Raw genomic sequence first — 23,114 nt, forward strand, 5'->3', positions numbered from 1 at the left:
TTGGGAATGGCGCAGCGGGCGGCTCAGGCCGGACCGGCGGCCAGCAACACGTCCTGCGCGCGGCGCACGAACGGCGCGTCGATCATGCGGCCGTCGAGCACGAAGGCGCCGACGCCGGCATGCGCTTCGCTCGCGGCCACCACGCGGCGCGCTTCCTCGATTTCTTCGGCGGAGAAGCCGAAGGTCTCGTTGGCGATCGCGATCTGGCTCGGATGGATGCAGGACTTGCCCAGGAAGCCGATCGAACGCGCGAGCTGGGCTTCGGCGCGAAAACCGTCGGTGTCCTTCACGCGGGCATAGGCCGCGTCGAGCGCGAACTTGCCCGACGCACCGGCGGCCAGACGCACCGCCAACAGGATGGGACGCAGGATGTCCATGTCGTAACGCGCGATGCCGAGCGGCTCGAACAGGTCGGCCAGGCCCAGCTGCAGACCGCAGACGCGTTCATGCGCGGCGGCGAGTTCGGCGGCGCGGGCCAGGCCCTGCGGCGTCTCGACGTTCACCAGAAAGCGGCCCGTGAAACCCGCGGCGCTGGCGCGCGTCACGGCGTCGCGCACGGAGGCGGCGCTTTCGGTCTTGGGAACGTTGAGGATGTCGAACGGCACCTGACCGAGCTCGGCCAGATCGTCCTGATAAAACGGGGTGTCGGAGGCGTTGATGCGGACGATAATTTTCTTGGCATGCTGGCCGGGCGTCTGCTGCCGCAGCCAGGCGGCGAGCGTGGCGCGCGCCTCGGCCTTGCGCTCGGGTGCGACGGCGTCTTCGAGATCGAAGGAAATCGCGTCCGCGGCGCTGGCCATGGCCTTATCGAAGAGCTCCGGACGCGATGCCGGAACAAACAGCTTGCTTTTCATAGGTGTCTCCTGGGCCGGATTGTGGCGTGCCAGGCCGGCACCGTGGGCGAGCTCGGTTACGATTAAACGATAGAATATCTATCATCATGAACACCGATTTCCTTCAAACTCTGGTCGCCGTGGCCCGTCACGGCTCGATGGCGGAGGCCGCGCGCCGGCTGGGCCTCACGCACGGCGCGGTGGCGCAACAGATCCGCGCGCTCGAGCAGGAGCTGGGCGCGCCGCTGGTCGCGCGGGCCGGCCGCACCGTCCATCTCACCGCCAAGGCGAGCGAACTGCTGGCGCCCGTGCAGGAGGTGCTGGCCAGCCTGGAACAGATCCGGTATCTGGCCCGCTCGGGCGAGGTGATGGGTGAGCTGCGGTTGGGTGCGGGCAATACCGCGCTGAATTCCGTGGTGCCGGCCATCCTGGAGCGGCTGGTGGCACGGCACCCGCTCGTAAACGTGGCGCTCACGCCCGGACACTCGGCGCGCTTCTATCCGGCCGTGGAGGCAGGGGAGCTCGACGCGGCCATCGCGCTCGAGGCGCCGTATCCCCTCGCCAAGAGCCTGGGCTGGCAGTTGCTGCGCGAAGAACCCTATGTGCTGGCCGTGGCGCCGCGTCTGGCCGGCCGCGATCCGCATGCGTTGCTGGCGAGCGAGCCCTTCATCCGCTACCAGCGCAACGACTGGGGCGGGCGCCATGTGGACGATTATCTGCGGCGCGTGGGCATCGTGCCGCGCGACCGGTTCGAGCTCAACGCGATCGAGGCGATCGCCGTGATGGTGAGCCGGGACCTGGGCGTGGCCATCCTGCCGCTGTCGACCAATGACGCGATCCAGCGCATGGGCCTGGCGGTGATCCCGTTGCCCGCGCCGTGCGAGCCGCGCCGCTTCGGCCTGATCTGGCCGCGCGGCTCGTCGCGCGTGTCGCTGATCCAGGCCTTCCGCGATACGGCGATGGAAGAGTACGGCAAGCTGCCCGCGCCCTCGCTCTGACGCGCGGCGCGCGCCGGGGGTTCAGCCCAAGAGCAGCGAGACGCCGATCGCGGTCATGACGAGCGCGACCAGTCCGTCGAGCACGCGCCAGGCGGCCGGCCGCGCGAACCAGGGGCGCAGCAGCCGCGCGCCGTAACCCAGCGCGAAGAAGAACAGAAACGACGCGCAGGCCGCGCCGATGCCGAACGCGCGCCGGTGGTCGTCGTATTGGCTGGCGATGCTGCCGAGCAGCACGACCGTGTCCAGATAGACGTGCGGGTTGAGCCAGGTCAGGGCCAGGCAGGTGAGCAGCGTGGCGCGCAGGCTGGCGCTGCCGGTCTCGGCCGGGCGCAGCGCATCGTGGGCGCGCAGTGCCTGACGCAGGTTGCGCGCGGCATAGACGAACAGGAACAGCGCGCCGCCGTAGCGCATCACGGGTTCGATCCAGGGCAGGCGCGTCGAGATCAGGCCGAAGCCCGAGACGCCCAGGCCGATCAGCGCGGCGTCCGACACCGCGCAGGTGATGCACACCGCGAACACATGCTCGCGTCGCAGGCCCTGGCGCAGCACGAAGGCGTTCTGCGCGCCGATGGCGAGAATGAGGCTCAGGCTCAGCAGAAAGCCGGCGATGAGGGCGGGGCCGACGCCGGGTGCGAACAAGGACATGGCGGATGCGACGACGATGATGGTGCGGAAAGGGCGCCTAGCCTAGCGATTCTGGTGCCGCCGCGCCACCGCGATCTGCTAATGCGGCATTAGCGCCCATGCCGTTGCGCCAACGGCGTCGGCTCGCTTTACAAGCCGATGCCGCCGTCGCAATATGGGTGCCTTTCCGAGACGCGCGGGAGCGGGTGTTCATGGACTTGCAGGTCGATGCGGTGCAGGGCGCGGCAACACTGCCGGCGGCGGTGGACGTGGTGGTCATCGGGGGCGGCATCATCGGCGTGAGCACCGCGCTCGCGCTGGCGCGGCGAGGCCATTCGGTGGCTGTGTGCGAGAAGGGGGCGGTGGCGCTCGAGCAGTCGAGCCGCAACTGGGGCTGGGTGCGCACCACGCGGCGCGATCTGCGCGAGTACGCGCTGGCCGCCGAAAGCCTGCGGCTGTGGCGCACGATCGACCGCGATCTGGGCATCGATACCGGCTTCCGCGAATGCGGCATTCTCTACACCGCCGACGATGCGGCGCGCCTGCAGGAGCTCGAGACCTGGGTCGAGCGCGTGCGCGCCGAGTTCGGCGAGGTACCGACGCGATCCCTGAGCGGCGCCGAGGTCGATGCTCGCGTGCCGGGTTTCTCGCGCCGTTTCGCGGGCGGCATCCATACCCCCACCGATGGCTGTGCCGAACCGCAACGGGCCGTGCCGGCCATGGCGCGGGCGTTGGCCGGCCTGCCGGGCGCCCATGTGCTGACACGCTGCGCCGTGCGCGGCATCGACATGCAGGCCGGCCGCGTCGCCGGCGTCGTCACCGAGCGCGGCCGTATCGCCTGCGGCGCGGTGGTCGTGGCGGGCGGCGCCTGGTCGCGCTATTTCTGCAAGAGCCTGGGCATCGACCTGCCGCAGTTGCTCACGCGGGGCTCGGTCCTGCACACTCAGCCGCTCGCGGGCGGGCCGGATGGCTGCGTCAGCACGCACGGCGTGGCGCTGCGCAAGCGCGCCGACGGCGGCTACACGCTGGCCTGGGGCATGCGCACCTATGCCGAGATCACGCCCGACTGCTTCACACAGTTCATGCGCTTCGTGCCGGCCCTGCGCAGCACCTGGGGCAGTCTGCAACTGGCGGTCGGGCGGCGCTTTATCGACGAGTGGCGCCGGCCCGGGCGTTGGGATCTCGATGCGCCCACGGTGTTCGAAGCCGTGCGCACGCTCGATCCGCAGGCCCTGCCGGGCTATGTGGCGCCGCCCCTGGATAACTTCCGCAAGTTGCTGCCGCAACTATCCGACGCCCGCATCGCCACGCAGTGGGGGGGCTACATGGACGTCACGCCCGACGCGATTCCGGTGATCGGCCCGGCCGAGCGGGTGCCCGGTCTCTATATCGCCACCGGCTTCTCGGGTCATGGCTTCGGCATCGGGCCGGCCGCGGGCCACCTGATGGCGGACCTGGTGGCGAACGACACGCCGCTGGTCGACCCGCATGCGTTCCGCCTGACGCGGTTTTTCGACGGCACGCCGATCCGGGTCGACGCGGGCTTCTGAGCCGGGCGCCGCTCGACGCCGGGCGCAGCGGCGCATCGACGCCCGGGGCATCGACGCCCGGCGCGGCGGCGCCCCGTGCAAACGGGGCCAGGTCCGGAAATTGCTGCACCACGGAAGACTTTTCCGCTGGAGCTGGCATGGACGTCACGCTGTATTCGCTCTTCGAGGGCAGGCATCCCTGGATCGCCGCCGCCGTGGTGGCGCTGATCGCCGCGGCAACCGCCCTGGTGGCCCACCGGGTCCTGGCGATGATCCTGACCCGGCTGACCCGGCGCCGGCCGCTGCTGGCTTCGATCGTGCGCTACACCTACACGCCAGGGCGCTGGGTGCTGCTGGCGCTGGTGCTCTCGGTGGCCGCCGCGGCGGCGCCCAACGCACTGCCGGGCATCCTGGCCACGCGCGAGGCGCTGCGGCTGGTGTTCATCGCGGTGACGACCTGGCTGGTGGTGCGGGCCTGCACCGGGCTGGGCGAGGGCATCGTCGCGCTCAATCCGGCCGACGTGGCCGACAACCTGGGCGCCCGCCGCATCCAGACCCAGACCCGCGTGCTGATGCGGGTGGTCAATCTGGCGGTGGTGATGGTGGGCCTGGCCGCCATGTTGATGACGTTTCCGGCGGTGCGCCAGATCGGCGCGAGCCTGATGGCCTCGGCGGGCCTGATGGGTCTGGTGGCCGGCTTCGCGGCGCGCCCGGTGCTGGGCAATCTCATCGCCGGCCTGCAGATCGCGCTGACGCAGCCGATCCGGCTGGACGATGTGTTGATCGTGCAGGGCGAATGGGGCAGGGTGGAAGAGATCACCGGCACCTATGTGGTCGTGCGGATCTGGGACGAGCGGCGCCTGATCGTGCCGCTGCAGTGGTTCATCGAAAATCCGTTTCAGAACTGGACCCGGCGCTCGGCGGAAATCATCGGCACGGTGTTTCTGTGGTCGGACTACCGCCTGCCGCTCGCGCCCCTGCGCGAAGAGCTCGACCGGCTGGTGCGCGAGGCGCCCGAGTGGGACCAGCGCGTCTGCGTGCTTCAGGTGACCGAGGCGGGCGAACGTTCGATGCAGCTGCGCGCGCTGGTCAGCGCGCGCGATTCCGGGCAGGCCTGGGACCTGCGCTGCAAGGTGCGCGAAGGCTTGCTGAACTTCATCCAGCGGCACTATCCCGAGTGCCTGCCGCGCGTGCGCGCCGAGCTCGGCACCGAACCGAGCAAGCCCGGCGCGCGGCCCGACGCGTCGGCACAGGCACTGACCAGCCCGACGCCCTGAGCGGGGCGGACGCGGCGCCGGACCGGGCTATCATTGCCCGCGACGCGGCGCCACGATCCGCGCATCGCACGATAAAGGGGTATCGACGTCATGAAGGGCTCGCGCAACTCGTTGATCACGTTACGGATTTTCCTGGCCGCGGCGCGCACCCTGAATTTCAGCCGCAGCGCCGAGAGCCTGCACCTGACGCAGAGCGCCGTCAGCAAACACATCGGGGCGCTCGAGGCCCGGCTGGGCATCGCGCTGTTCAAACGCCTGCCCAACGGCCTGCGCCTGACCCACGCCGGCGCGCTGTATCACGAGCGCATCAGCGCGGCGGTGCGGCTGATCGACGAGGCCGACGCGCTGGTCGCGCATCCCATGAGCCGCGTGGCGCTCAACATCGCGGTCTCGCCTTCCTTCGCGCAGTTCTGCCTGATCCCGGGCTTGTCGGAGTTTTTCGAGCAGCATCCCGAGGTGCGCGTGAACATCCGGCCGCGTCTGCTGTACGGCCGCGATCAGGGCGAGCGCTTCGACGCCGAGATCCAGCTGCATTCCGGCCATGTGGCGGGCATGTCGGCCCATTACCTGTGCGGGCGGGAGATGACGCTGGTGGCCGCGCCGCGGCTGCTGGCGCGCCATCCGGTGCGCCAGGTCGAGGATCTCGACGGCGTGCCGCTGCTCAAGCGCGCGCAGCGTGGGTACAGCTGGGACGAGTGGCGCGCGGAAGTGGCGCCGCTGTGGTCCGGGCCGGCCGCGACCGCGCCCGAGTACGAAGGCTTTTCGGTGCTGATGCCGGCCGTGCTGAACGGGCTGGGCGTGGCCATCGTGCCGCTGTGCATGGTGCTGGACGCCTTGCGCGACGGCACGCTCGTGCGGCCGCTGGGCGAGACCGTCGAGAGCCGGCATGGCTACTATCTGATGCAGCCGCGGCCCAACGTGGGCGGCGCCTACGCCGACGCGTTCTGCGACTGGGTCACCGAGCGCGCGCAGACGCTCAACGAGGCGGTCCGGGCCCATCTGGCCCAGGGCTGAGCCGGCGCGGGGCGTCCGCCGCGCCTCGCCGCCGGACGGGAGGGGCGAGCCGCAAGCATGCCGATATTCCAGTTCGGAATGGCGCATGCGAAAACTTCCTTTGCCGGACGCCGAGGTGCTTGCCAGAATGGTCGCACCTAGTTACGAATTGATCGGCCCTTCTCATGCACAAGCTCAAGACCTCGCTCTCCACGCGCCTGCTGCCGGCGCTGTTCCCTCTGATGCTGGCCGCGGCCGCGCCGGCCCAGGCCGCCTGGCCCGACAAGCCCATCCGTGTGATCGTGCCGTACGCGGCCGGCGGCAGCTCCGACGTGCTGGCGCGCGGCATCAGCGATCAGCTCGCCAAAGAGCTCGGTCAGCCCGTGGTGGTGGAGAACCGGGCCGGTGCCGGCTCGATGATCGGGACGGCCTACGTCGCGAACGAGGCGCCCGATGGCTACACCCTGCTGCTGGCCGACGTGCCGTTCACCATCGTGCCGGCCCTGTATGCCGACCGCGTGAAGTACGACGCCCGCAAGGACTTCGCGCCGATTTCGCTGATCGGCGTGTCGCCCATGTACCTGTTCGTGAATCCGGCGTTCGAGGCCAAGACGGTGCCGGCGCTGGTCGCCGCCGCCAAGGACAAGCCGGCCAGCATTTCGATCGGCTCGGGCGGCAACGGCTCGCTGACCCATCTGATGGCCGAGCTGTTCATGCAGAACACGGCCACCAAGCTGGTGCACATCCCGTACAAGGGCGCCTCGGCCTCGGTGAACGATCTGGCGGGCGGGCAGATTCAGGTCAGCTTCACGACCATGCCGACCGCCGCCGCGCTATTCCAGGGCGGCAAGATCACGCCGATCGCGGTCTCCTCGCCCGAGCGCATGAAGGACACGCCGAACGTGCCGACCTTCCAGGAGCTGGGCGTGCCCAACATGACGGTGCAGACGTGGTGGGGCCTGATGGCGCCGGCCGGCACCCCGGGCGACGTGCAGGCCAAGCTCGAAGCCGCGATGAAAACCGTGATGCAGGCCGCGCCCGTGCAGCAGCGGCTGGTGAGCGTGGGCGTCAGCGCGCCCGCCGACACCAGCTCGGCCGCGCTCAAGGGCCTGCTCGCCGAAGACTTCACCCGCTGGGAAAACGTCGTCAAGCGCGCCGACATCAAGTTCGAGTGACGCGATGCGTTTCCGCGTGGCCTGGCATCGTGGAGTTACCCCGCCGGTTTGACCCTGCGCCAGACACGCTTTTTTATACCGGCGCCGTGGCTCGCCACGGTGCCTGAGTGACGATACGACGGGCGCCTCAAGTAGCGCCCGTCATCCATCGAGAGACAAGACGATGCAAGCCTGGCTGGAAGCCGCGGCCGCCGACGCGGCCCTGATGAATGATTTCGAGACCCTCTGCGCCTTTGGCGGCCGCATGTCCGGCAGCGGCCAGGACGACGCCGCGATGGCCTGGGCGCTGGACCGGCTGCGGTCCATCGCGCCGCACATCAGCCACGTGCATGTGCCGTATGACGGCTGGCGCTGTCTCGAGGCGACGCTCGCGCTCGGCGACACGGCCTTGCCGGTGCGCGCGCTGCTGCGTTCGCAAAGCACGCCTGATGGCGGGCTGGAGGCCGAGGTGATCGATCTGGGGCGCGGCCGGCCCGACGACTTCGCGCGCGTCGGCGACGCGGTGCGCGGCAAGATCGCGCTGGTGCGCCACGAGTTTCCGTTCACCGGCGATCACGTGCACCGCCGCCGCAAGTACGACGCGGCGGTGCAGGCCGGCGCGGTGGGTTTCCTGATCGCCAATAATGTGCCGGGGCAGGGCGTGCTGTCCGGTTCATCGGGCCGCGCGCGCGGCACGGTGGGTATTCCGGCGGCCTATACCGATTACGAAAGCGCGCAGCGTCTGTCGGCCGCGTGCGCGCAGGGACAGGCGCGTGTGCGCCTCGTGCTGCGTGGCGAAGAGCTGGACGGTGCCCAGGCGAGCGTGGGCATCGCCGAGATTCCGGGCGGCCGCGACGGCGTGGTCGTGATCAGCGCGCACATGGACGGCCACGACCTCGGCACCAGCGCGCTGGACAACGCCACCGGCGTGGCGGCGGCGCTGGCCGCGGCGCGGGCCCTCGCCGAGCGCGTGGGCCCCAACACGCCCAGCCTGCGGATCTGCTTCTTCTGCGCCGAGGAATGGGCACTGACCGGTTCGGCGCGCTATCTCGCCGATATGGATCCGGCCGAACGCGAGCGGATCAAGATCGACATCAACCTGGACACCGTGGCGGGCGACATGTCGCTCACGGCTTTGATCAGCGACTTCCCGATGCTCGAGCGCGTGGTTGCCAAGGCCAGCGCCGCGGCCGCAGTGCCTGTGGGCACCTGGCTGCCGCTCATGCCCAACTCCGATCACGCCAACTTCGCGCGTCATGGCATTCCGGCGCTGCGGCTGACCGCCGGCTTCGGCAAGCCGGAGTCGCGCGTCAACCGCATTCTGTCGGCGGGCGACGTGCCGGGCATCATCGAAGAACGCGAACTGCGTCAGGCCGTGGCGGTGACCTGCGCGCTCGCCGAAGTGGCGCTCAAGATGAGCGACGCCGACCTCGCCGGACTGGCGGCGCGCTGAAGCGCTCACGCGCGGGTCTTGGCGCGGGGTTTGCCGCGGGTCTTGCCGCATAGAGCGCCGCCCCGCGAGTAGCCGCCCCGCGGATGGCCGCCCCGCGATCCGCGGCGGCTCGGCCGGCGGCCGCTGCCGGTCAGAGTTGCACGAGCCAGCGTTCGACCTGGCCGCGCCCGCGCAGGGCGTCGAGCCAGGCAGCGGGCAGGGCGGCTTCGCCATAAGCGAGGCCGGCCAGGCCGCCGGCGATGGCCGCGGTCGTGTCGGTGTCGTTGCCCAGGGCCACGGCCCGCTTCATGCAGGCCTCGTAGGTGTCGGTGGAAAGCAGGCAATGAATGGCCGACCAGAAGCTGTCGACCACATAGCCCGAACCCTGCGGGGCGACGTACCGGCCATCTAGCACCACCTTCAATTCGACTTCCTCGGTCGTGCCGTCGCAACGCGCCAGCAGCTCGTCTTCGGCGGCGCGCACGGCGTCGGCCGGGGCCCGGCCGTCGAGCAATTGCATCGCGGTCAGGGCGTAGAGCGCGCAGGTCAGCAGCGAGCGCGCATGACCGTGCGTGACCAGACTCTGGCGCCGCGCCAGGCTCACGGCTTCGTCGTACGAGGCCGCGACCAGCACGGCGGGCAGGCAGCGCATCAGCGAACCGTTGCCGTTGTCCCGTTCACCGGCCGGGCCGGCGAGCGGCGCCGCCGTGCCGTCCGCGAGCGCGTCGAGGGCGGCGCGCGTCTGGATGCCGACATCGAAGACGACGCCGTCGGGCGTGTAGGCGCCCTGGCGATACCAGGCGAGCAGATTGGTGGCGAAGTGGGCGAGATCGAGCTTGCGGTCCTGCAGCAGCGCGTCGAGCAGCGCCAGCGCCTGCGCGCCATCGTCGCTCCAGGTGCCCGGCGGCACGCTGGCATGCGCCCGCGCGAAGCCCTTGGGCGGCGTCATGTCGATAAGGTGGGCCGCGGGAATGGCCGCGGCATCGTGGAATTCGTACGGCACGCCCAGCGCGTCGCCCACCAGCAGGCCAAGCAGGCCGCCGCGCAGGCGCTCTCGACGGGAAAGTTGGGTCATTCGATGTACTCGGTGTTCGTGTTGCGGTCGGGCTGCACGCCATCGGCGCGCGGCCATCCGATCCGGGACCTGGCGCGAGGCCGCGTCGGGAACGGCGTTTGCTTGGCACCCGCGCGCCGTCGCGTGCGTGCCGAGCCCGGGGCATTGTGCGCGTCCGTGGCGCGCTTGTCGAATCGGCACGACGGACGAAACCGAATGCCGGATCCCCGCGCCGCGCGGGCGGAGTATGCTAGCGGCCGACCATGCCAGACCTGCAAAATTTCATCCAGACGGTGCTCGACACCACCGCCCAGCATCCCAACTGGGCGGCGTGCATCGTTCTTCTGCTCGCCTTCGGCGAATCCTTGGCTTTTCTGTCGCTGCTGCTGCCGGCCACCGTGATCCTGTTCGGACTCGGCGGCCTGATCGGCGAGAGCGGGCTGGCGTTCTGGCCGCTGTGGGCCGCGGCGGCGCTCGGCGCGTATTTGGGCGACTGGGTGTCGTACGCCATCGGGCGGCGCTATCAGTATCGCGCGCTGGCCGTCTGGCCGCTCTCGCGTCACCCCGACATCGCCGAACGCGGCCATGCTTTTTTCGGCAAGTGGGGCGCCTGGGGCATCTTCATCGGGCGCTTTTTTGGACCGCTGCGTGCCGTGGTTCCGCTCGTCGCCGGCATCTGCGCCATGCCGCTGCGACCCTTCCAGATCGCCAACGCGGCATCGGCCATGATCTGGGCCTTCGGCATGCTGGCGCCGGGCGCGCTGGGATTGCCCGAGTTGCGGGAGTGGGCGGGGTTCTAGCGGCGTCGTTCTGCTCGCAGGAAGGCCGGCGCCCGCGAGGCGGACCATGGCCAGGCGTTCCGCCAGGCGCGCGCCGGCCAACTCGCCGCGCACCCTGTGGTGCAATATCCGTATTCCCTCGATCCGCCTGAAGAGACACTGCATGGACGCCGATACCCCGGTTCGTACTGCCACGGCGACAGGCCAGTTTGCCCGCGCGCTTCTCGAGGCGCCCGGCGCTGGGCAATCCGATGCCGGGACGCCGCGCGCCGCGCTGCCTTGCGCAGGCCACCCGGATGCGCCGTTCTTCGCCGCGGTGCTGGCCAAGAGCCTGGCCTGGGGCGACCTGGGCCGGACCGGGCTGGCGGGCGGCGCGTTGCGCGAGCTGCTGGCCGCCGTGTTTCCGCACGTCCTTCAAAGCGATGACCCCACCGCCGGCCTGATGCTGGAACAGGTCGCGCGGCAGGGCACCGGCGCGCCTCCCCGGGAGGAACATCGGGCGTTCGTCGCGCAGACCGGCGCGCTGCTGGACGCCTACGCCGCGCCGCACGGCACCACGCCCTGGGTGTCGCGCATCCTGATCCACGCCTGTCTGCGCACCGACCACCTCTGGCGCGACCTCGGACTGGCCGGGCGCGAGGACGTCACGGCCTTGCTGCGGCGTCACTATCCCGGCCTGCCGGAGCGCAACGTGCACAACCTGCGCTGGAAGAAATTCCTGGCTTACGCCGCGCGCGAGCGGGCCGGGCTGCCGCCGCAAGCGGCGCCGGGCTGCGCGGGCTGCGAGGAAGAGGCGCAGTGCTATCCGATGGCGACCGCGCAGCCGGCTGCGCCGGTCGATGTCATCCGGACGCGGTAAGCTCGCGCGCAAGGTCCGCAACGGGCGGGCCTCGCCCTGATCCGCCATGACCGACGCCGAACGCACTCACACGAAACCGATCGATGCCTCCGCCGAGCGCCCGGCCACCGTGCCGTGGCGCGAGGCGTTCTGGTTCTGGCTGCGGCTCGGCTTCATCAGTTTTGGCGGACCCGCCGGGCAGATCGCGATCATGCACACCGAGCTGGTCGAGCGGCGGCGCTGGATCAGCGAGCGCCGCTTCCTGCACGCGCTCAACTACTGCATGCTGCTGCCCGGTCCGGAGGCCCAGCAGCTGGCCACCTATCTCGGCTGGCTGATGCATCGCACCTGGGGCGGCATCGTGGCCGGGACGCTGTTCGTGTTGCCCTCGCTGTTCATCCTGATGGGATTGTCGTGGGTGTATCTGGCGCACGGCGACGTGCCGTGGGTGGCGGGCATCTTCTATGGCATCAAGCCGGCCGTGGTGGCGATCGTGCTGCATGCGGCCTGGCGTATCGGCGGACGCACCTTGCGCAATCCCACCCTGTGGGCCATCGCGGCCTCCGCGTTCGTGGCGATCTTCGCGCTCGGAACGCCGTTTCCGCTCATCGTGGCGCTGGCCGCGCTGGCGGGCTACGTGGGCGGGCGGCTGCGGCCGGATCTGTTCGCGGCACAGGGCGGGCACAAGGCAGGCAGAGCCGGGTATGGCCCGGCCCTGATCGACGACGACACGCCCACGCCGCCGCACGCGTGCTTCCGTTGGGCCGGCTTGCTGCGCGTCGCGCTCGCCGGGGCCTTGCTGTGGAGCGTGAGCCTGGGTCTGCTCGCCGCTGCCTTCGGCTGGACCCACGGCTATGTGCACATGGCGACCTTCTTCACCAAGGCGGCGTTGCTGACCTTCGGCGGCGCGTACGCGGTGTTGCCCTACCTGTATCAGGGCGCCGTCGACCACTATGGCTGGCTGAGCGCCACGCAGATGATGGACGGCCTGGCCCTGGGCGAGACGACGCCCGGGCCGCTCATCATGGTGGTGGCGTTCGTCGGCTTTCTCGGCGGCTACGGCCAGCAGCTCCTGGGCGAAGCGAGTCCCGTCCTGGCCGGCGCGCTCGGCGCCGTGGTGGTCACCTGGTACACGTTCCTGCCGTCGTTCCTCTTCATTCTGGCGGGCGGCCCGCTGGTCGAGGCCACCAAGCACGACTTCAAACTGTCGGCGGCGCTCACCGCCATCACGGCCGCCGTGGTCGGGGTGATTGTGAACCTGGCCGTCTTCTTCGGCTATCACGCGCTGTGGCCCACGGGCCTGGCCGGCGGGCTGGACCTCGCCGCGGCCGCCATCGCGATCGCCGCCTTCGTGGCGCTGGTGTGGGCAAAGCGGGGCGTGATCGAGGTGATTGCCGTGTGTGGCGCGGTCGGGGTGGCGCTGCGGCTGCTGGCCTGAGCGCGGCGGGGTGGTCCGCGGACGCGCCGCTCTTGACGGGCCGGGGCGCGAGCCGCCGCGACCACCTGAGTGGCGGGGGTCGGCCCCGCACGGGGCCAGCCAGCGGTGTCGGGCCGTCGATAAAAATGGCCCCGCGGACGATGCCGGCGGGGCCCTGGTGCCAGTCAGGCGCGCGCGATCAGTCGCGGCGGCTGGTGACTTCCACGAGGTGGTAGCCGAACTGGGTCTTGACCGGGCCTTGCACTTCGTTGACCGGGGCGCTGAACACCACGGTGTCGAATTCCTTGACCATCTGGCCGGGGCCGAACGAGCCCAGGTCGCCGCCATTGCGGCCCGACGGGCAGGACGAGTTTTCCTTCGCGACTTGGGCGAAGTCGGCGCCGTTGGCGATGGCTTCCTTCAGTTCGTTGGCCTTGGCTTCGGTCGAAACCAGGATGTGGCGGGCGGTAGCTTGTGCCATGGTTCTTGCTCCTGAAAAAGGTGCCGGGATGATACTGCACTTCGGGCCGCGGTCCGCGGGGCAGGGCCCTCGCGCAAAGACCGGCCACCGAGTATCACGGCGGGCGTCTGGAACGGCCAGCCGGCCGTCCCCGTCTGTCGAGTTTACGTCTTTATGCGCGGCCGGGCCGGCGAGGGGCACGGCTCAGGGCGGCGCGCCCGCGGCCAGCACCGCCACGCGAAACTCGTCCATCAGCGGCGACCAGGTCGTGCCCCGCCGCGAAATGAGGGCGATGCTGCGCCGGAGCGGCGGATCGAGCGCAACGGGCAGCACGATGACGCCCGCCACCACGGCGCTGCGCGGCAGGACGGCCAGCATCGACGAACGGCCGAGCAGCCGCAACGACCCGGCCGAGAAATGCTCGACCTCAAGCGCGGCCGTGGGCAGCGGCAGCCCGGCCTCGGCGAACCGCGCATCGAGCATCTGCCGCGCCACGGAGCTGGGCCGGGGCAGGATCCAGCGCTGCCCGCTCAGATCGCGCAGCTTGATGCGGGCGCGCGTCGCCAGCGGATGGCGCGGGCCCGCGGCCACGCAAAGCCCGTCTTCGAACATGATCTCGTGGCGCAGCGTGGCCGGCCCCTCGGCGTAGATGGGCGTCACGGCCAGATCCAGCCTGCCGCTTTCGACCTGGGCATTGAGGTCGTCGGAGAGCCCCTGGGTCAGCTGGAAGCGCAGCGCCGGCCTGCGCGGCAGCAGGTGTTGCAGGGCCGGCATGACCACACTGTCCACCGTGGCACCGGTCGCGCCGACCCGCAGCAATCCCGCTTCGCCCACGCGCAGCTCCATCGCGTGGCGCACGGCGTCGCGATACTCGGCCCAGAGCTTGTTGGCGTGCTCCAGAAATACCGTGCCCTCAGAGGTCAGCTCCAGCCCGCGGCCGTGGCGCCGCATCAGCACCAGCCCCGTGTCCGCCTCGAGCCGACGCAGCGACTTCGACAAGGCAGGCTGGCTGACCCCGCAGGCCGCGGCGGCGCGTTCGAGGTTGTGATGCGCCACCGCGGCCAGGAAATACTCGATGTCTCGCAGGGAAAGATTCATGAATAAAAGTAATCTGACTCAATAGCTTCAGGAATATTACGCCCCGGCGGCGCTCCTAGAATCCGGGGATATACCCGCGACCTGGAGACCTGTGCCCGCCATGCCTCAACAACCGAACATCGTCCTGATCGTTGCCGACAACCTGGGGTGGGGGGAGCTCGGCTGTTATGGCGGGGGCGCACTGCGCGGCGCGCCGACCCCGCACATCGATCAGCTCGCCCGCGAAGGTCTGCTGCTGCAGAACTTCAATGTCGAGAGCGACTGCGTGCCGACCCGCTCGGCCCTGATGAGCGGGCGCCATCCGATACGCACGGGATGCCTGCAGTCCGTGCCCCCGGGGCTGCCGCAAGGGCTGACGCGCGACGAGATCACGCTGGCCCAGCAGCTCTCCGGCCAGGGCTACGCCACCGCGCACTACGGCAAATGGCATCTGGGCGACATCCCGGGCCGCTATCCCTCGGATCGCGGTTTCGACCATTGGTACGGCATTCCGCGCACCACCGACGAAAGCCAGTTCACCGCGTCCATCGGCTTCGATCCCACCGTGGCGGACATCCCCCACATCATGGAAGGGCGGGCGGGGCAGGCGTCGACCAACGTGAAGGTCTACGACCTGGACAGCCGGCGCGGCATCGACGCCGACCTCGTGACGCATGCCCAGACCTTCATGCGCGAGCATGCGGAGACCGGCCGTCCGTTTTTCCTGTACCTGCCGCTGGTGCATCTGCACTTTCCGACTCTGCCGCATCCCGACTTCGCGGGCCGCACCGGCGCCGGCGACTTCGCCGATTCGATGGTCGAGATGGATCATCGCGTCGGCCAGATCATGGCCGAGGTCGATGCCTTGGGGCTGCGCGACGATACGGTGTTCATCTTCTGCAGCGACAACGGCCCGGAGTATCGCAAGCCCTATCGCGGCACGGCCGGCCCCTGGTCGGGCACCTATCACACGGCCATGGAAGGCAGCCTGCGGGTACCGTTCATCATCCGCTGGCCGGGCGCCGTCGAACCCGGCCGCGTGTCGAACGAGATGGTGCACGTGACCGACCTCTTCACCACGCTGTCGCACATCGGCGGCGCGCAGATCCCGCAGGATCGGCCCATCGACGGCATCGACCAGACCGACTTTTTCCGCGGCACGCGGCCGGATTCGGCGCGCGAGGGCTTTCTCTTCTACATCAAGAACGAGTTGCGCGCGCTGAAATGGCGCGACTGGAAACTGCATTTTTACTGGGAGCCCGAGGTCAACGAAGGACGGGGCAAGCTCGAATCGCCTTACCTCTTCAACCTCAAACAGGATCCCAAGGAAGAGAGCGACATCCTGATTTTCAACACCTGGGTGCTGGGCCCGATGCTGAAGATGGTGCAAGCCTTCAATCAGTCGTGCGCCGCGCATCCCAACACCACGCCGGGTCGAGCCGACCTGGACTGACGCGCCCGCGCAGACGGGCGTTCGCATACAAGGGGAACACATGAAACATCGCTTCCGTCGCAGTGCCCTCGGCTGGGGATTCGTCGCGGCGCTCACGCTGACCGCACCGGCCCTGGCGGAGCCCGCGCTGGCCTGGCCCGCGCGGCAGATCACCTGGGTGGTGGGATTCGTGCCGGGCGGCACGGCCGACGTCCTCACGCGTGTCGCCGCGCAGGATCTCGCCAGCCGCACCGGCCTGAACGTGGTCGTGGAAAACAAGCCGGGCGCCTCGGGCGCGATCGCGTTGCAGCAGGTGGCGCGCAGCAAGGCCGCCGACGGCTACCTGATCACTGTGCCCGGTCCGCTCGTGTACCCGACGCCGCAGCCCACCATCGGCCGCGAGCTGGCGCCGGTCATGTTGCTGGCGCAGGGGCCGATGGTGGTGGTGGGCCCGGCACAGCGTGCGCTGCCCGACCTGGCGGCCGTGCTGGCCGACGCCAAAGCGCGGCCGCAGGCCTGGAGCTATGGCAGCTCGGGCAACGGCACCTCGCAGCATCTGGCGGGCGAACTGCTCAACCAGTCTGCCGGCACGCGCATCGTGCATGTCCCGTACAAGGGGGGCGGCCAGGCCGTGTCGGACGTGGCCGGCGGCCAGATTCCGCTCGCCATCCTCGGCTCGGCGCCCGTGCTGCCGCAGATCAAGACCGGTACCCTCAAGGCCTACGCGGTGACCACGCGTCAGCGGCTCGATACTTTGCCGGACGTGCCGACCGTCGCCGAATCGGGCTTCGCGGATTACGACGCGAGTCAATGGTTTTCCGTGGCCGCGTCGCCCGGCATCGATGCCGCCGTGCTCGACGCGCTCAATGCCACGTTGCAACAGACGGTGCGTGCGCCGGCCTTCCAGGCGGCGGTGCTCAACGCGGGCATGGTGGCGGGGGGCGGCACGCGCGCGTCGCTGCAAGGCTTCGTGACCGATGACACCGCCAAGTGGCAGAAGCTGCTCGACAGCGGCGCGATCAAGCTGGGCGACTGAGCCAGCGAGGGCAGGGCGCTCGTGCTAGGCTCGCTGCATCATCGTCATGCAGGAAGCCGCACCCGTGCCTGAACTCGATCGCCGCGCCGCCGTCGCGCCCGCTGTCGCCACACTCTCTTCGTCGCCGCGCCGCCGTCTCATGCTGGGCGCGGCCGCGCTCGGCCTGTCTGGGCTGCTTGCCGGGTGCGCGGCGCCGGCCCGCTCGCGCCAGGGGCAGGCCCGCCCCGCCTCGCCCAACGCGTTGAGCGGGCCGGCGGGCGCGCCGGTGCCGGCGCTCAAGCCGGGCGCGCGCATCGCGATCGTGGCGCCGGCCTCGGGGTCGCCCGTGGCGGCCGACGAAGCGGTGCAGTGGTTGCTCGATCGTGGCTACGAGCCCGTCCCGATGCCGGCCACGCGCCTGCGCATGGAGGCGCCGTACGACTTCCTGGGCGGTCCCGACGAGGCCCGGCTCGACGATCTGCACGATGCCTTTCGCGCGCCCGACATCGGCGCGGTCTGGTGCCTGCAGGGCGGGTTCGGATCGTGGCGTCTGCTGGCGGGCCTCGACGGCGCACTGATCGCCGCCAACCCCAAGCCCTTCATCGGCTACAGCGACATCACGGCACTGCACCTCGCCATCCAGGCGCGCGCCGGCTTCGTGACCTTCCACGGGCCCATGCTGGCGCAGGACCTGCTGGCCGGCAAAGCCGAGCCGACCGAATCGCTGGCCTTCGCCATGCTCACCGGCGCGGTGGGCGCGGGCAGCTGGATCGTGCCGCCGCCCGAATTCGCCCCGCGTGCGCTGGCTGCGGGCCGCGCCACCGGCCGTCTGGTCGGCGGCAATCTGGCGCTGATCAGCGCGCTCATGGGCACGCCCTACGAGATCGACACGCGCGACGCGATTCTCTTCATCGAAGACGTGAACGAACACCCGGCCCGGATCGACCGCATGCTGGCGCAGCTGCGCGCGGCCGGCAAGCTCGACGGGGTGAAGGGCGTTCTGCTGGGCAATTTCACGCGGCTCGGGCTGCGCATGCCGGACGAAGAAGCGCAGGCCCTGATCGAGCCGCTGCTGATGGCGAACCTGCGCGACCTGGGCGTGCCGGTGCTGGGCGCGTGGCCGAGCGGCCACGGCGATCCCAATCTGATTCTGCCCCTGGGTGCGCGCGTGACGCTCGACACGGCGCAGGGCGGACTGCAGCTGGAGCAGGCCGTGGTGCGTTGACCCGGCCCGGCGCGGCCTTTATTCGTCGCAGATCTGGTAGCCGCTGGACTCGGCGTTCACGCCGGTCTTGATCCAGTAGAACACCTGGCCGCCCTCGGGCAGGTCCGCCTGGCACAGCGCGCTGACGTTGCCGTCGCCCTTGGGCGGTTTGGCGCTGCACGAGGCGCGCCAGGTCACCAGGCGTTCGATCGTGTCGGTCTTGAGCGTTGGAAAGGCGAAATACGTTTTGGCGAAGGCCTGGGCCAGCTCGGGACAATCGAGCTCGTTCTCGGCGCGGGCCGCGCCCGCCGCGCTGGCCAGGGCCAGGCCCAGCAGGGCGGTAAACGTGGCGCGGCGCGCGGCGGGCAAGCGGATCATGGCGAACTCCGGTGGATGAGATCAGGGGCGGTTCAATCGGGCCTGCATCAACCCGCGCTTTCACCCGGCTCTTCGATCTGCTCGGCTTCGAGCGGATAGTCGAACGTGACCTCATTGGCGTACACCGGACCTTCGAGCGCGGGATCGGTCAGCACCGCGATCATGCGGTAGTGGCCGGGCGCGAGCGCGGGCAGGAAGGTGGCGGGAATGCCGTTGTTGTCGATGACGTACCGGCGGCTGCCGTCGGGCGCGGGAAACCACTGCACCGGGTTGTCGTCCCAGGTGGCGCCGGGCTTGTAGCGCTTGCCACCGGTCGCACGGCCGCTGGCGCGGCCCGGCTTGTCGTCCTCGCGCGGCCCCAGCGTCACGGGCTCGCGCTCGTAGAGCGTGTGCACGGTGCGGTTGCCTTTTTCGTCGATGAACAGCAGCCGGATGCTGGGCGACTGCAAGGCCACCGGCGTCTTGCCCGGATTGTCGACCGTGAGCGTGAACGTCGTGCGCAGGGCCTCGCCGGGCTTGCCGAAATAGTCGAATACCGAGAGCGACAGCGCCTGCGGCGTGCTGGCCGGGCCGGCATACGCATACTTGTCGAACAGCATGTCGTCGTAACGCACCCACTTCTGCAGGTCGGCCGCGCCGCCCTGCGGGCTGCGATAGCCGATCTTAAGCCAGCCGGGACGCCCGTCGAGGATCTTGACGAGATCGCCGCGCGCCATGGATTGGCCGTTGCGGCGGGTCGGATCGGGGGCATCGTACAGGTCGAGCCGGCCGACCAGCACCTCGCCCTTGGGGCCGAGCGCCAGATCCGGGCTGTCGAGCACGATCTCGGCCACCGTGCCGTCATCGTTGAAGCGCGTGATCACGTCGGTCGTCTCCATGCCATCGAGCCTGACCGGGATCTGCCACTGCAGGACACGCAGGGTGCCATCGGGGGCGAAGCCGTAGCGTTCGATGCCGTAGGCGCCCGCGCCGTAGCGGCAGCTGCCGTAAAACTCCCGCTCGTCGGGATCCTCGGGCATCGACAGCGACACGAAGCCCCGGCACGGACTGGCGGCGCCACCGGGGTGCTCGATCTCGACGAAGTCGCGTGTCTGCGGCCGATAGCGGAACAGCCGCGTGATGACGTTCTGCACGCCGCCGGATTGCCCGATGACGAAATCGCTGTATCCGTCGCGATCGATATCGGGGCTGTCGAACACGTCGATCTCTTCGTCGCTCACCACGCCGAGCACCTGCGGGTCCTGGTCGCCCGCCACCACGGTGAGGCGCTGTTCGCCACGCGCGTTGTTCAGGGGCTCGGCGTACACGAAGGCGCGCAGATCGCCGGTGATCAGGTAATCGGAGATGAGCCGCGGCTCGGCGGCGGCCGGCAGGCTCAGGGCGGCACTCGCCAGTCCGGCCGTCAGCAGCGCCTTCGCGGCGGCACGGGCAAAGGCAAACGGGCGGCGGCGCTGCGCGCGCGCGGTCATGTTGTACGCTGTGGGCAGTGCAGTGTGCTGCTGGGGCATGCGCCCGCTCCTCGGAATGGGGCTCGCCCGCTGGGCCGGCAGCGGCCCGGACACGCTTGCGGCCCGGCTGAAGTTGGGCGAGATTATAGGCACGAACGAGATCACGACTGGGAGCTACGCATGAATGTTCTACGCATGACGACCCCCCGCCTGCGCACCGGCGCGGGCGCCGCCCTGATCGCGCTGGCCGCGATGGCAGGTTTCGCCGCGCCCGCCATGGCGCACCACGGCTGGTCCTGGGCCGAGTCCGAGCAGATCGAGCTGCGCGGCACCGTCGAAAAAGTGCAGGTCGCGCCGCCGCATCCCTGGCTCGACGTGCGCACCGACGACGGCACCTGGCGCGTCGAGCTGGGCAATCCCACCCAGACCCGCGAGGCCGGCTTCGTCGAAGGCTCGGCCAAGCCGGGCGACACCATCCGCGCCACCGGCAATCGTGACCAGGACAAGTCCAACAAGCGCATGAAGGCCGTGCAGATCGAAGTCGGCGGCAAGACCTACGACATCTATCCGAGCCGCATCAAGCGCTGAGCATGGCGCTGCTCGAATGGTTGGCGGGGGCCCCGCCGGGTGCGTGGCTGCGCGCGTGGGGCTCGCTCTATATCGTCGTCAACGCGGCCCACATCGTCGCGATCGGCCTCTTGATCGGCGCCATCGTGCCATTGGACCTGCGGATCCTCGGGCTGCTGCCGCCGGGGCCGCTCGCGGTGCTCGCGCCGATCCTGGCGCGGGGCGCGGCCGTGGGCCTGGGGCTCGCCGTGTTCACCGGGGCCTGGCTCTTCATGGTGCAGCCCGTCGAGTACGTCGACAACCGGGCCTTTCTCATCAAGGTGGGCCTGCTCGTGCTGGCGACCCTGAATGCGTTGTGGGTGCGGCGCGGCAGACCCTGGGCCGACACGCTGGCACAAGGCCGGGCCTCGCCCGCCATGCGGCTGCACGCGGGCGCGTCCTTGCTGCTGTGGCTGGGCTGTGTGCTCGCGGGGCGCTGGATCGGGTTCATCTGAGCTACGCCTCGATACAGCCGTAACGCCGCGTCGCATGACTTCCGAGCCGGCGCTGCGCATAATCGCGGGCGGGTTTGCCGGCGCGCGGTGTTTTCCGCGGCGCGCGCCAGGGCAATACCGCCACCTCACAGGAGCCTGTCCCGCATGCCTTCGTTGCGCTTGCAACCGTCTTCGCGTTTTCGCATGAGTCTGCCCGCGGCTGGGTTTTTGCCTTTTGCTGGCAGGGGAAGGGCGGCCGCAGGCACGGCGGCCGTCTCCACGGCGGCCGTCTCCACGGGGGCCGTCTCCACGGCGGCCTTTTCCACTGTGGCCGCGTCGAGCGGCGCCGTCGCGGCCTGCCTGCGTGCCTTTGTGTCGGCGTGGCTGCTCGCGCTCGCGATGCTGGTCATGGCGACGCCCGCACGCGCGGAGGGCTTCGATCGCCAGACCAGCACGCAGCGCTACCGGCAGTGGCTCGATGAGTTCGAACGGGACTTCCGCCGCCTGCGCAGCGTGCCGCAGGCCACCAACGCCGACGTGGAACGCATCTTCGCCGACACGCTGGTGCCCGGATCGCGCGCCGTGGTGCTGGTGCGCAAGCTCAACGAGCTGCGCCAGAACGATCTGTCGAACCTGTCGGGCGGGCTGCTGATCGCGCTGATGCGCGGCGCGGTCGTGGCGGGCGATGGCGGCACGTACACCGATACGCCGCCCGATCTCGAGCCTAAAGTGCTGCGCGTGTGGTACCTGCACGTGGCGGGCGGCGAACAGCTCGAACGCTATTTCGCGGATCCCGAGGCGTTCAAGCCGTACCGCCTTCCGGACAACGGCACGTTCGAACGCGATGTCTATCCCTTCCTGCTGTTCGAAGACGGGCCGCGGCTGCGGCTGGGCGCGGTGCCGCGCGAGTTCTGGAACATGCTGCGTTTCCTGGAAAACCTGCCTTATGCGTAACCCTTGCACGAGGCGCATCGCGCCCAGCCTGGCGAGCATGCTGGGCTTCGCGCTGCTTGCCCTTGCCGGGCAGGCCTCGGCCCGCAGCCTGGCCCCGCTGCCGTGCCCGCCACTCGCCACGCCCATCGATGCCGCCGTGCGGGGCGAGGGCACGCGGATGCAGTCGATACGCGAAAACCTCGACGGCGGTGCCATCTTGCTGGGCCACCGCGGCGAGCGGGTGCCGGCGCCGCTGGCGCTGTTCACCGTGTCGGATCCCGATCCCGAGCCGCGCTTCTGGCCCGATGCGGTCGACTGGTCACCCTATACGCTGGCCGATGGCAGCGAGACCAATACCGTGTTCGAGCGCGCCAGCGGCGGCGCGATCTGCCGGATCCTGCAATCGGTGTCGCTGCGCGGCAAGCGCATCGAGACGGGCGCGTATCGGCTGACCTACGACGCGCAGGGCCGGGTGGCCGGCTATGTGCAATACGTGGCGGGCCAGGGCGGGCGCTTAGCGGTGGCGCGGCAGGCCTGCGTGGATCGCAATGAGGCAGGCGCCATCGTCGCCCTGCACGAAGCCGGTTGCGTGGCGCCGGCCGGGCAGGGGGCCACGGAGGTGACCCAAAGCCCGACCCAGACCGTGCACTTCGTGCGCGATGCATCGTCGGGCCGCATCCTGCGCCGCATTGATCTGCGCGCGGGTGTCGAGGGCGCCGAGGTGCGCCGATACGACGCGGACGGCAGCATGGTGCGCTTGCGCGCGCATCCCTCCGCCGACGGCGTGTCGGCGTACGCCGAGCCCACCGCGTCCAAAGAACGGCTCTGGATATTGCCTGCGGGCAAGGTGCCGCCCTTGAACATCGAGATCGGCGACGAGCCCTGGCGCGTGGTGCGCATTCCGGCCGAGGTGCTGGCCTTGCCGGACGAGGCATCGTGGAACCCGGACACGCACACGCTGCTCTTCGAAGGCAAGACCAATGCGAGCGGAGAGGTGGTACTCGGCGCCGCCCAGCAGGCGCAACTGCGCGAGGCGCTGCGCCAGACGCCGGGTCAGATCCTGCTCTACATCAATCCCATGTCGCGTCTGCAGCCGGTGCAGGCGCTGACGCCCGAGACCTGGCGCCGTTGCCTGGATCCGGCGCAGGCGCGCGCGGACGCCTGCGGTTGAACTCATACCCCGGGGCGGGCGAACGCCC

General features: G+C 70.0%; 24 protein-coding genes. 16 read left to right on the plus strand and 8 right to left on the minus strand.

Annotated features, from left to right (window positions below; genetic code table 11):
* Positions 1-23: 23 nt before the first annotated feature.
* Positions 24-854 (minus strand): HpcH/HpaI aldolase/citrate lyase family protein, encoded by an 831-nt coding sequence (locus CEK29_RS12140; RefSeq protein ID WP_094800062.1) that lies wholly within the window; start codon positions 852-854, stop codon positions 24-26.
* Between the two features lie 86 nt (positions 855-940).
* On the opposite strand from CEK29_RS12140, the gene CEK29_RS12145 reads away from it, so the two are divergent.
* Positions 941-1,831 (plus strand): LysR family transcriptional regulator, encoded by an 891-nt coding sequence (locus CEK29_RS12145; protein WP_094858243.1) that lies wholly within the window; start codon positions 941-943, stop codon positions 1,829-1,831.
* Between the two features lie 21 nt (positions 1,832-1,852).
* Here the strand turns inward: CEK29_RS12145 and CEK29_RS12150 are convergent, their stop codons facing one another.
* Entirely contained in the window at positions 1,853-2,476 is a 624-nt protein-coding gene (locus tag CEK29_RS12150; RefSeq protein WP_094858244.1) for a LysE/ArgO family amino acid transporter, read from the minus strand.
* A 191-nt stretch (positions 2,477-2,667) separates the two neighbouring features.
* Here CEK29_RS12150 and CEK29_RS12155 point away from each other — a divergent pair, with 191 nt between their 5' ends.
* The 5 genes from CEK29_RS12155 to CEK29_RS12175 all read left to right on the plus strand — a co-directional run bounded on the left by CEK29_RS12155 (position 2,668) and on the right by CEK29_RS12175 (position 8,861).
* Positions 2,668-4,005, plus strand: coding sequence for an NAD(P)/FAD-dependent oxidoreductase (locus CEK29_RS12155; protein ID WP_094858245.1), 1,338 nt, complete (start codon positions 2,668-2,670; stop codon positions 4,003-4,005).
* Between the two features lie 137 nt (positions 4,006-4,142).
* Positions 4,143-5,261, plus strand: coding sequence for a mechanosensitive ion channel family protein (locus CEK29_RS12160; protein WP_094858246.1), 1,119 nt, complete (start codon positions 4,143-4,145; stop codon positions 5,259-5,261).
* Positions 5,262-5,351: 90 nt separating this feature from the next.
* Entirely contained in the window at positions 5,352-6,275 is a 924-nt protein-coding gene (locus CEK29_RS12165; RefSeq protein ID WP_094800057.1) for a LysR substrate-binding domain-containing protein, read from the plus strand.
* 164 nt (positions 6,276-6,439) lie between these two features.
* Positions 6,440-7,429, plus strand: a complete 990-nt coding sequence (locus tag CEK29_RS12170) for a Bug family tripartite tricarboxylate transporter substrate binding protein (protein ID WP_094800056.1) — start codon at positions 6,440-6,442, stop codon at positions 7,427-7,429.
* Positions 7,430-7,592: 163 nt separating this feature from the next.
* Positions 7,593-8,861 carry a M28 family peptidase gene (locus CEK29_RS12175; RefSeq protein WP_094800055.1) on the plus strand — a complete coding sequence of 423 codons (1,269 nt, stop codon included), beginning with the start codon at positions 7,593-7,595 and terminating at the stop codon, positions 8,859-8,861.
* 130 nt (positions 8,862-8,991) lie between these two features.
* On the opposite strand, the gene CEK29_RS12180 is transcribed toward CEK29_RS12175, so the two are convergent.
* Positions 8,992-9,915, minus strand: coding sequence for an ADP-ribosylglycohydrolase family protein (locus CEK29_RS12180; protein WP_094858247.1), 924 nt, complete (start codon positions 9,913-9,915; stop codon positions 8,992-8,994).
* A gap of 242 nt (positions 9,916-10,157) precedes the next feature.
* On the opposite strand from CEK29_RS12180, the gene CEK29_RS12185 reads away from it, so the two are divergent.
* From CEK29_RS12185 to chrA, 3 genes are all read left to right on the plus strand, one after another.
* A complete protein-coding gene (locus CEK29_RS12185) occupies positions 10,158-10,694 on the plus strand; it encodes a DedA family protein (RefSeq protein ID WP_094800053.1) in 537 nt (178 codons plus the stop codon).
* Between the two features lie 142 nt (positions 10,695-10,836).
* Positions 10,837-11,532, plus strand: coding sequence for a nitrogen fixation protein NifQ (locus CEK29_RS12190; protein ID WP_094858248.1), 696 nt, complete (start codon positions 10,837-10,839; stop codon positions 11,530-11,532).
* Between the two features lie 46 nt (positions 11,533-11,578).
* Positions 11,579-12,949, plus strand: a complete 1,371-nt coding sequence (gene chrA, locus CEK29_RS12195) for a chromate efflux transporter (protein ID WP_094858249.1) — start codon at positions 11,579-11,581, stop codon at positions 12,947-12,949.
* 178 nt (positions 12,950-13,127) lie between these two features.
* Here chrA and CEK29_RS12200 read toward each other — a convergent pair whose 3' ends face one another.
* Both CEK29_RS12200 and CEK29_RS12205 read right to left on the minus strand, forming a co-directional pair.
* Entirely contained in the window at positions 13,128-13,409 is a 282-nt protein-coding gene (locus CEK29_RS12200; protein ID WP_094800050.1) for a peptidylprolyl isomerase, read from the minus strand.
* Positions 13,410-13,592: 183 nt separating this feature from the next.
* Positions 13,593-14,486, minus strand: coding sequence for a LysR family transcriptional regulator (locus CEK29_RS12205; RefSeq protein ID WP_094858250.1), 894 nt, complete (start codon positions 14,484-14,486; stop codon positions 13,593-13,595).
* Between the two features lie 100 nt (positions 14,487-14,586).
* On the opposite strand from CEK29_RS12205, the gene CEK29_RS12210 reads away from it, so the two are divergent.
* The 3 genes from CEK29_RS12210 (at position 14,587) to CEK29_RS12220 (ending at position 18,137) form a co-directional block, all read left to right on the plus strand.
* On the plus strand, positions 14,587-15,918 hold the full coding sequence (locus CEK29_RS12210) for an arylsulfatase (protein ID WP_094858251.1): 1,332 nt from the start codon (positions 14,587-14,589) through the stop codon (positions 15,916-15,918).
* A gap of 40 nt (positions 15,919-15,958) precedes the next feature.
* Positions 15,959-16,933, plus strand: a complete 975-nt coding sequence (locus CEK29_RS12215; protein ID WP_094858252.1) for a Bug family tripartite tricarboxylate transporter substrate binding protein — start codon at positions 15,959-15,961, stop codon at positions 16,931-16,933.
* Between the two features lie 265 nt (positions 16,934-17,198).
* Positions 17,199-18,137 carry a S66 peptidase family protein gene (locus CEK29_RS12220; RefSeq protein ID WP_094858365.1) on the plus strand — a complete coding sequence of 313 codons (939 nt, stop codon included), beginning with the start codon at positions 17,199-17,201 and terminating at the stop codon, positions 18,135-18,137.
* An 18-nt stretch (positions 18,138-18,155) separates the two neighbouring features.
* Here the strand turns inward: CEK29_RS12220 and CEK29_RS12225 are convergent, their stop codons facing one another.
* Together CEK29_RS12225 and CEK29_RS12230 are read right to left on the minus strand one after the other, a co-directional pair.
* Entirely contained in the window at positions 18,156-18,494 is a 339-nt protein-coding gene (locus tag CEK29_RS12225; RefSeq protein ID WP_094858253.1) for a hypothetical protein, read from the minus strand.
* Between the two features lie 47 nt (positions 18,495-18,541).
* Entirely contained in the window at positions 18,542-20,002 is a 1,461-nt protein-coding gene (locus tag CEK29_RS12230) for a hypothetical protein (protein ID WP_141218342.1), read from the minus strand.
* A 135-nt stretch (positions 20,003-20,137) separates the two neighbouring features.
* Between CEK29_RS12230 and CEK29_RS12235 the strand changes: the two genes are divergently transcribed.
* Both CEK29_RS12235 and CEK29_RS23900 read left to right on the plus strand, forming a co-directional pair.
* Complete coding sequence (locus CEK29_RS12235) at positions 20,138-20,530, plus strand: DUF6152 family protein (protein WP_094800044.1); 393 nt, start codon at positions 20,138-20,140, stop codon at positions 20,528-20,530.
* Between the two features lie 2 nt (positions 20,531-20,532).
* Complete coding sequence (locus CEK29_RS23900) at positions 20,533-21,003, plus strand: DUF6644 family protein (RefSeq protein WP_094858255.1); 471 nt, start codon at positions 20,533-20,535, stop codon at positions 21,001-21,003.
* Positions 21,004-21,128: 125 nt separating this feature from the next.
* Here CEK29_RS23900 and CEK29_RS23905 read toward each other — a convergent pair whose 3' ends face one another.
* A complete protein-coding gene (locus tag CEK29_RS23905; protein ID WP_176456887.1) occupies positions 21,129-21,392 on the minus strand; it encodes a hypothetical protein in 264 nt (87 codons plus the stop codon).
* Here CEK29_RS23905 and CEK29_RS12245 point away from each other — a divergent pair.
* Both CEK29_RS12245 and CEK29_RS12250 read left to right on the plus strand, forming a co-directional pair.
* Positions 21,391-21,936: a hypothetical protein gene (locus tag CEK29_RS12245; RefSeq protein WP_255176145.1), complete on the plus strand. Its 546-nt coding sequence runs from the start codon at positions 21,391-21,393 to the stop codon at positions 21,934-21,936. The genes CEK29_RS23905 and CEK29_RS12245 overlap by 2 nt on opposite strands.
* Positions 21,929-23,086 carry a hypothetical protein gene (locus CEK29_RS12250; protein WP_141218343.1) on the plus strand — a complete coding sequence of 386 codons (1,158 nt, stop codon included), beginning with the start codon at positions 21,929-21,931 and terminating at the stop codon, positions 23,084-23,086. The genes CEK29_RS12245 and CEK29_RS12250 overlap by 8 nt, the downstream gene beginning before the upstream one ends.
* Positions 23,087-23,114: the final 28 nt, after the last annotated feature.

The organism is Bordetella genomosp. 5 (assembly GCF_002261475.1).
GTDB lineage: Bacteria > Pseudomonadota > Gammaproteobacteria > Burkholderiales > Burkholderiaceae_B > Bordetella.

Excerpts from the sequence above, each read along its gene's own strand:
- CEK29_RS12140 (WP_094800062.1), bottom strand. The coding sequence starts at position 854 with ATGAAAAGCAAGCTGTTTGTTCCGGCATCGCGTCCGGAGCTCTTCGAT.
- CEK29_RS12145 (WP_094858243.1), top strand. The coding sequence starts at position 941 with ATGAACACCGATTTCCTTCAAACTCTGGTCGCCGTGGCCCGTCACGGC.
- CEK29_RS12150 (WP_094858244.1), bottom strand. The coding sequence starts at position 2,476 with ATGTCCTTGTTCGCACCCGGCGTCGGCCCCGCCCTCATCGCCGGCTTT.
- CEK29_RS12155 (WP_094858245.1), top strand. The coding sequence starts at position 2,668 with ATGGACTTGCAGGTCGATGCGGTGCAGGGCGCGGCAACACTGCCGGCG.
- CEK29_RS12160 (WP_094858246.1), top strand. The coding sequence starts at position 4,143 with ATGGACGTCACGCTGTATTCGCTCTTCGAGGGCAGGCATCCCTGGATC.
- CEK29_RS12165 (WP_094800057.1), top strand. The coding sequence starts at position 5,352 with ATGAAGGGCTCGCGCAACTCGTTGATCACGTTACGGATTTTCCTGGCC.
- CEK29_RS12170 (WP_094800056.1), top strand. The coding sequence starts at position 6,440 with ATGCACAAGCTCAAGACCTCGCTCTCCACGCGCCTGCTGCCGGCGCTG.
- CEK29_RS12175 (WP_094800055.1), top strand. The coding sequence starts at position 7,593 with ATGCAAGCCTGGCTGGAAGCCGCGGCCGCCGACGCGGCCCTGATGAAT.
- CEK29_RS12180 (WP_094858247.1), bottom strand. The coding sequence starts at position 9,915 with ATGACCCAACTTTCCCGTCGAGAGCGCCTGCGCGGCGGCCTGCTTGGC.
- CEK29_RS12185 (WP_094800053.1), top strand. The coding sequence starts at position 10,158 with ATGCCAGACCTGCAAAATTTCATCCAGACGGTGCTCGACACCACCGCC.
- CEK29_RS12190 (WP_094858248.1), top strand. The coding sequence starts at position 10,837 with ATGGACGCCGATACCCCGGTTCGTACTGCCACGGCGACAGGCCAGTTT.
- chrA (WP_094858249.1), top strand. The coding sequence starts at position 11,579 with ATGACCGACGCCGAACGCACTCACACGAAACCGATCGATGCCTCCGCC.
- CEK29_RS12200 (WP_094800050.1), bottom strand. The coding sequence starts at position 13,409 with ATGGCACAAGCTACCGCCCGCCACATCCTGGTTTCGACCGAAGCCAAG.
- CEK29_RS12205 (WP_094858250.1), bottom strand. The coding sequence starts at position 14,486 with ATGAATCTTTCCCTGCGAGACATCGAGTATTTCCTGGCCGCGGTGGCG.
- CEK29_RS12210 (WP_094858251.1), top strand. The coding sequence starts at position 14,587 with ATGCCTCAACAACCGAACATCGTCCTGATCGTTGCCGACAACCTGGGG.
- CEK29_RS12215 (WP_094858252.1), top strand. The coding sequence starts at position 15,959 with ATGAAACATCGCTTCCGTCGCAGTGCCCTCGGCTGGGGATTCGTCGCG.
- CEK29_RS12225 (WP_094858253.1), bottom strand. The coding sequence starts at position 18,494 with ATGATCCGCTTGCCCGCCGCGCGCCGCGCCACGTTTACCGCCCTGCTG.
- CEK29_RS12230 (WP_141218342.1), bottom strand. The coding sequence starts at position 20,002 with ATGCCCCAGCAGCACACTGCACTGCCCACAGCGTACAACATGACCGCG.
- CEK29_RS12235 (WP_094800044.1), top strand. The coding sequence starts at position 20,138 with ATGACGACCCCCCGCCTGCGCACCGGCGCGGGCGCCGCCCTGATCGCG.
- CEK29_RS23900 (WP_094858255.1), top strand. The coding sequence starts at position 20,533 with ATGGCGCTGCTCGAATGGTTGGCGGGGGCCCCGCCGGGTGCGTGGCTG.
- CEK29_RS12245 (WP_255176145.1), top strand. The coding sequence starts at position 21,391 with ATGGCGACGCCCGCACGCGCGGAGGGCTTCGATCGCCAGACCAGCACG.
- CEK29_RS23905 (WP_176456887.1), bottom strand. The coding sequence starts at position 21,392 with ATGACCAGCATCGCGAGCGCGAGCAGCCACGCCGACACAAAGGCACGC.
- CEK29_RS12250 (WP_141218343.1), top strand. The coding sequence starts at position 21,929 with ATGCGTAACCCTTGCACGAGGCGCATCGCGCCCAGCCTGGCGAGCATG.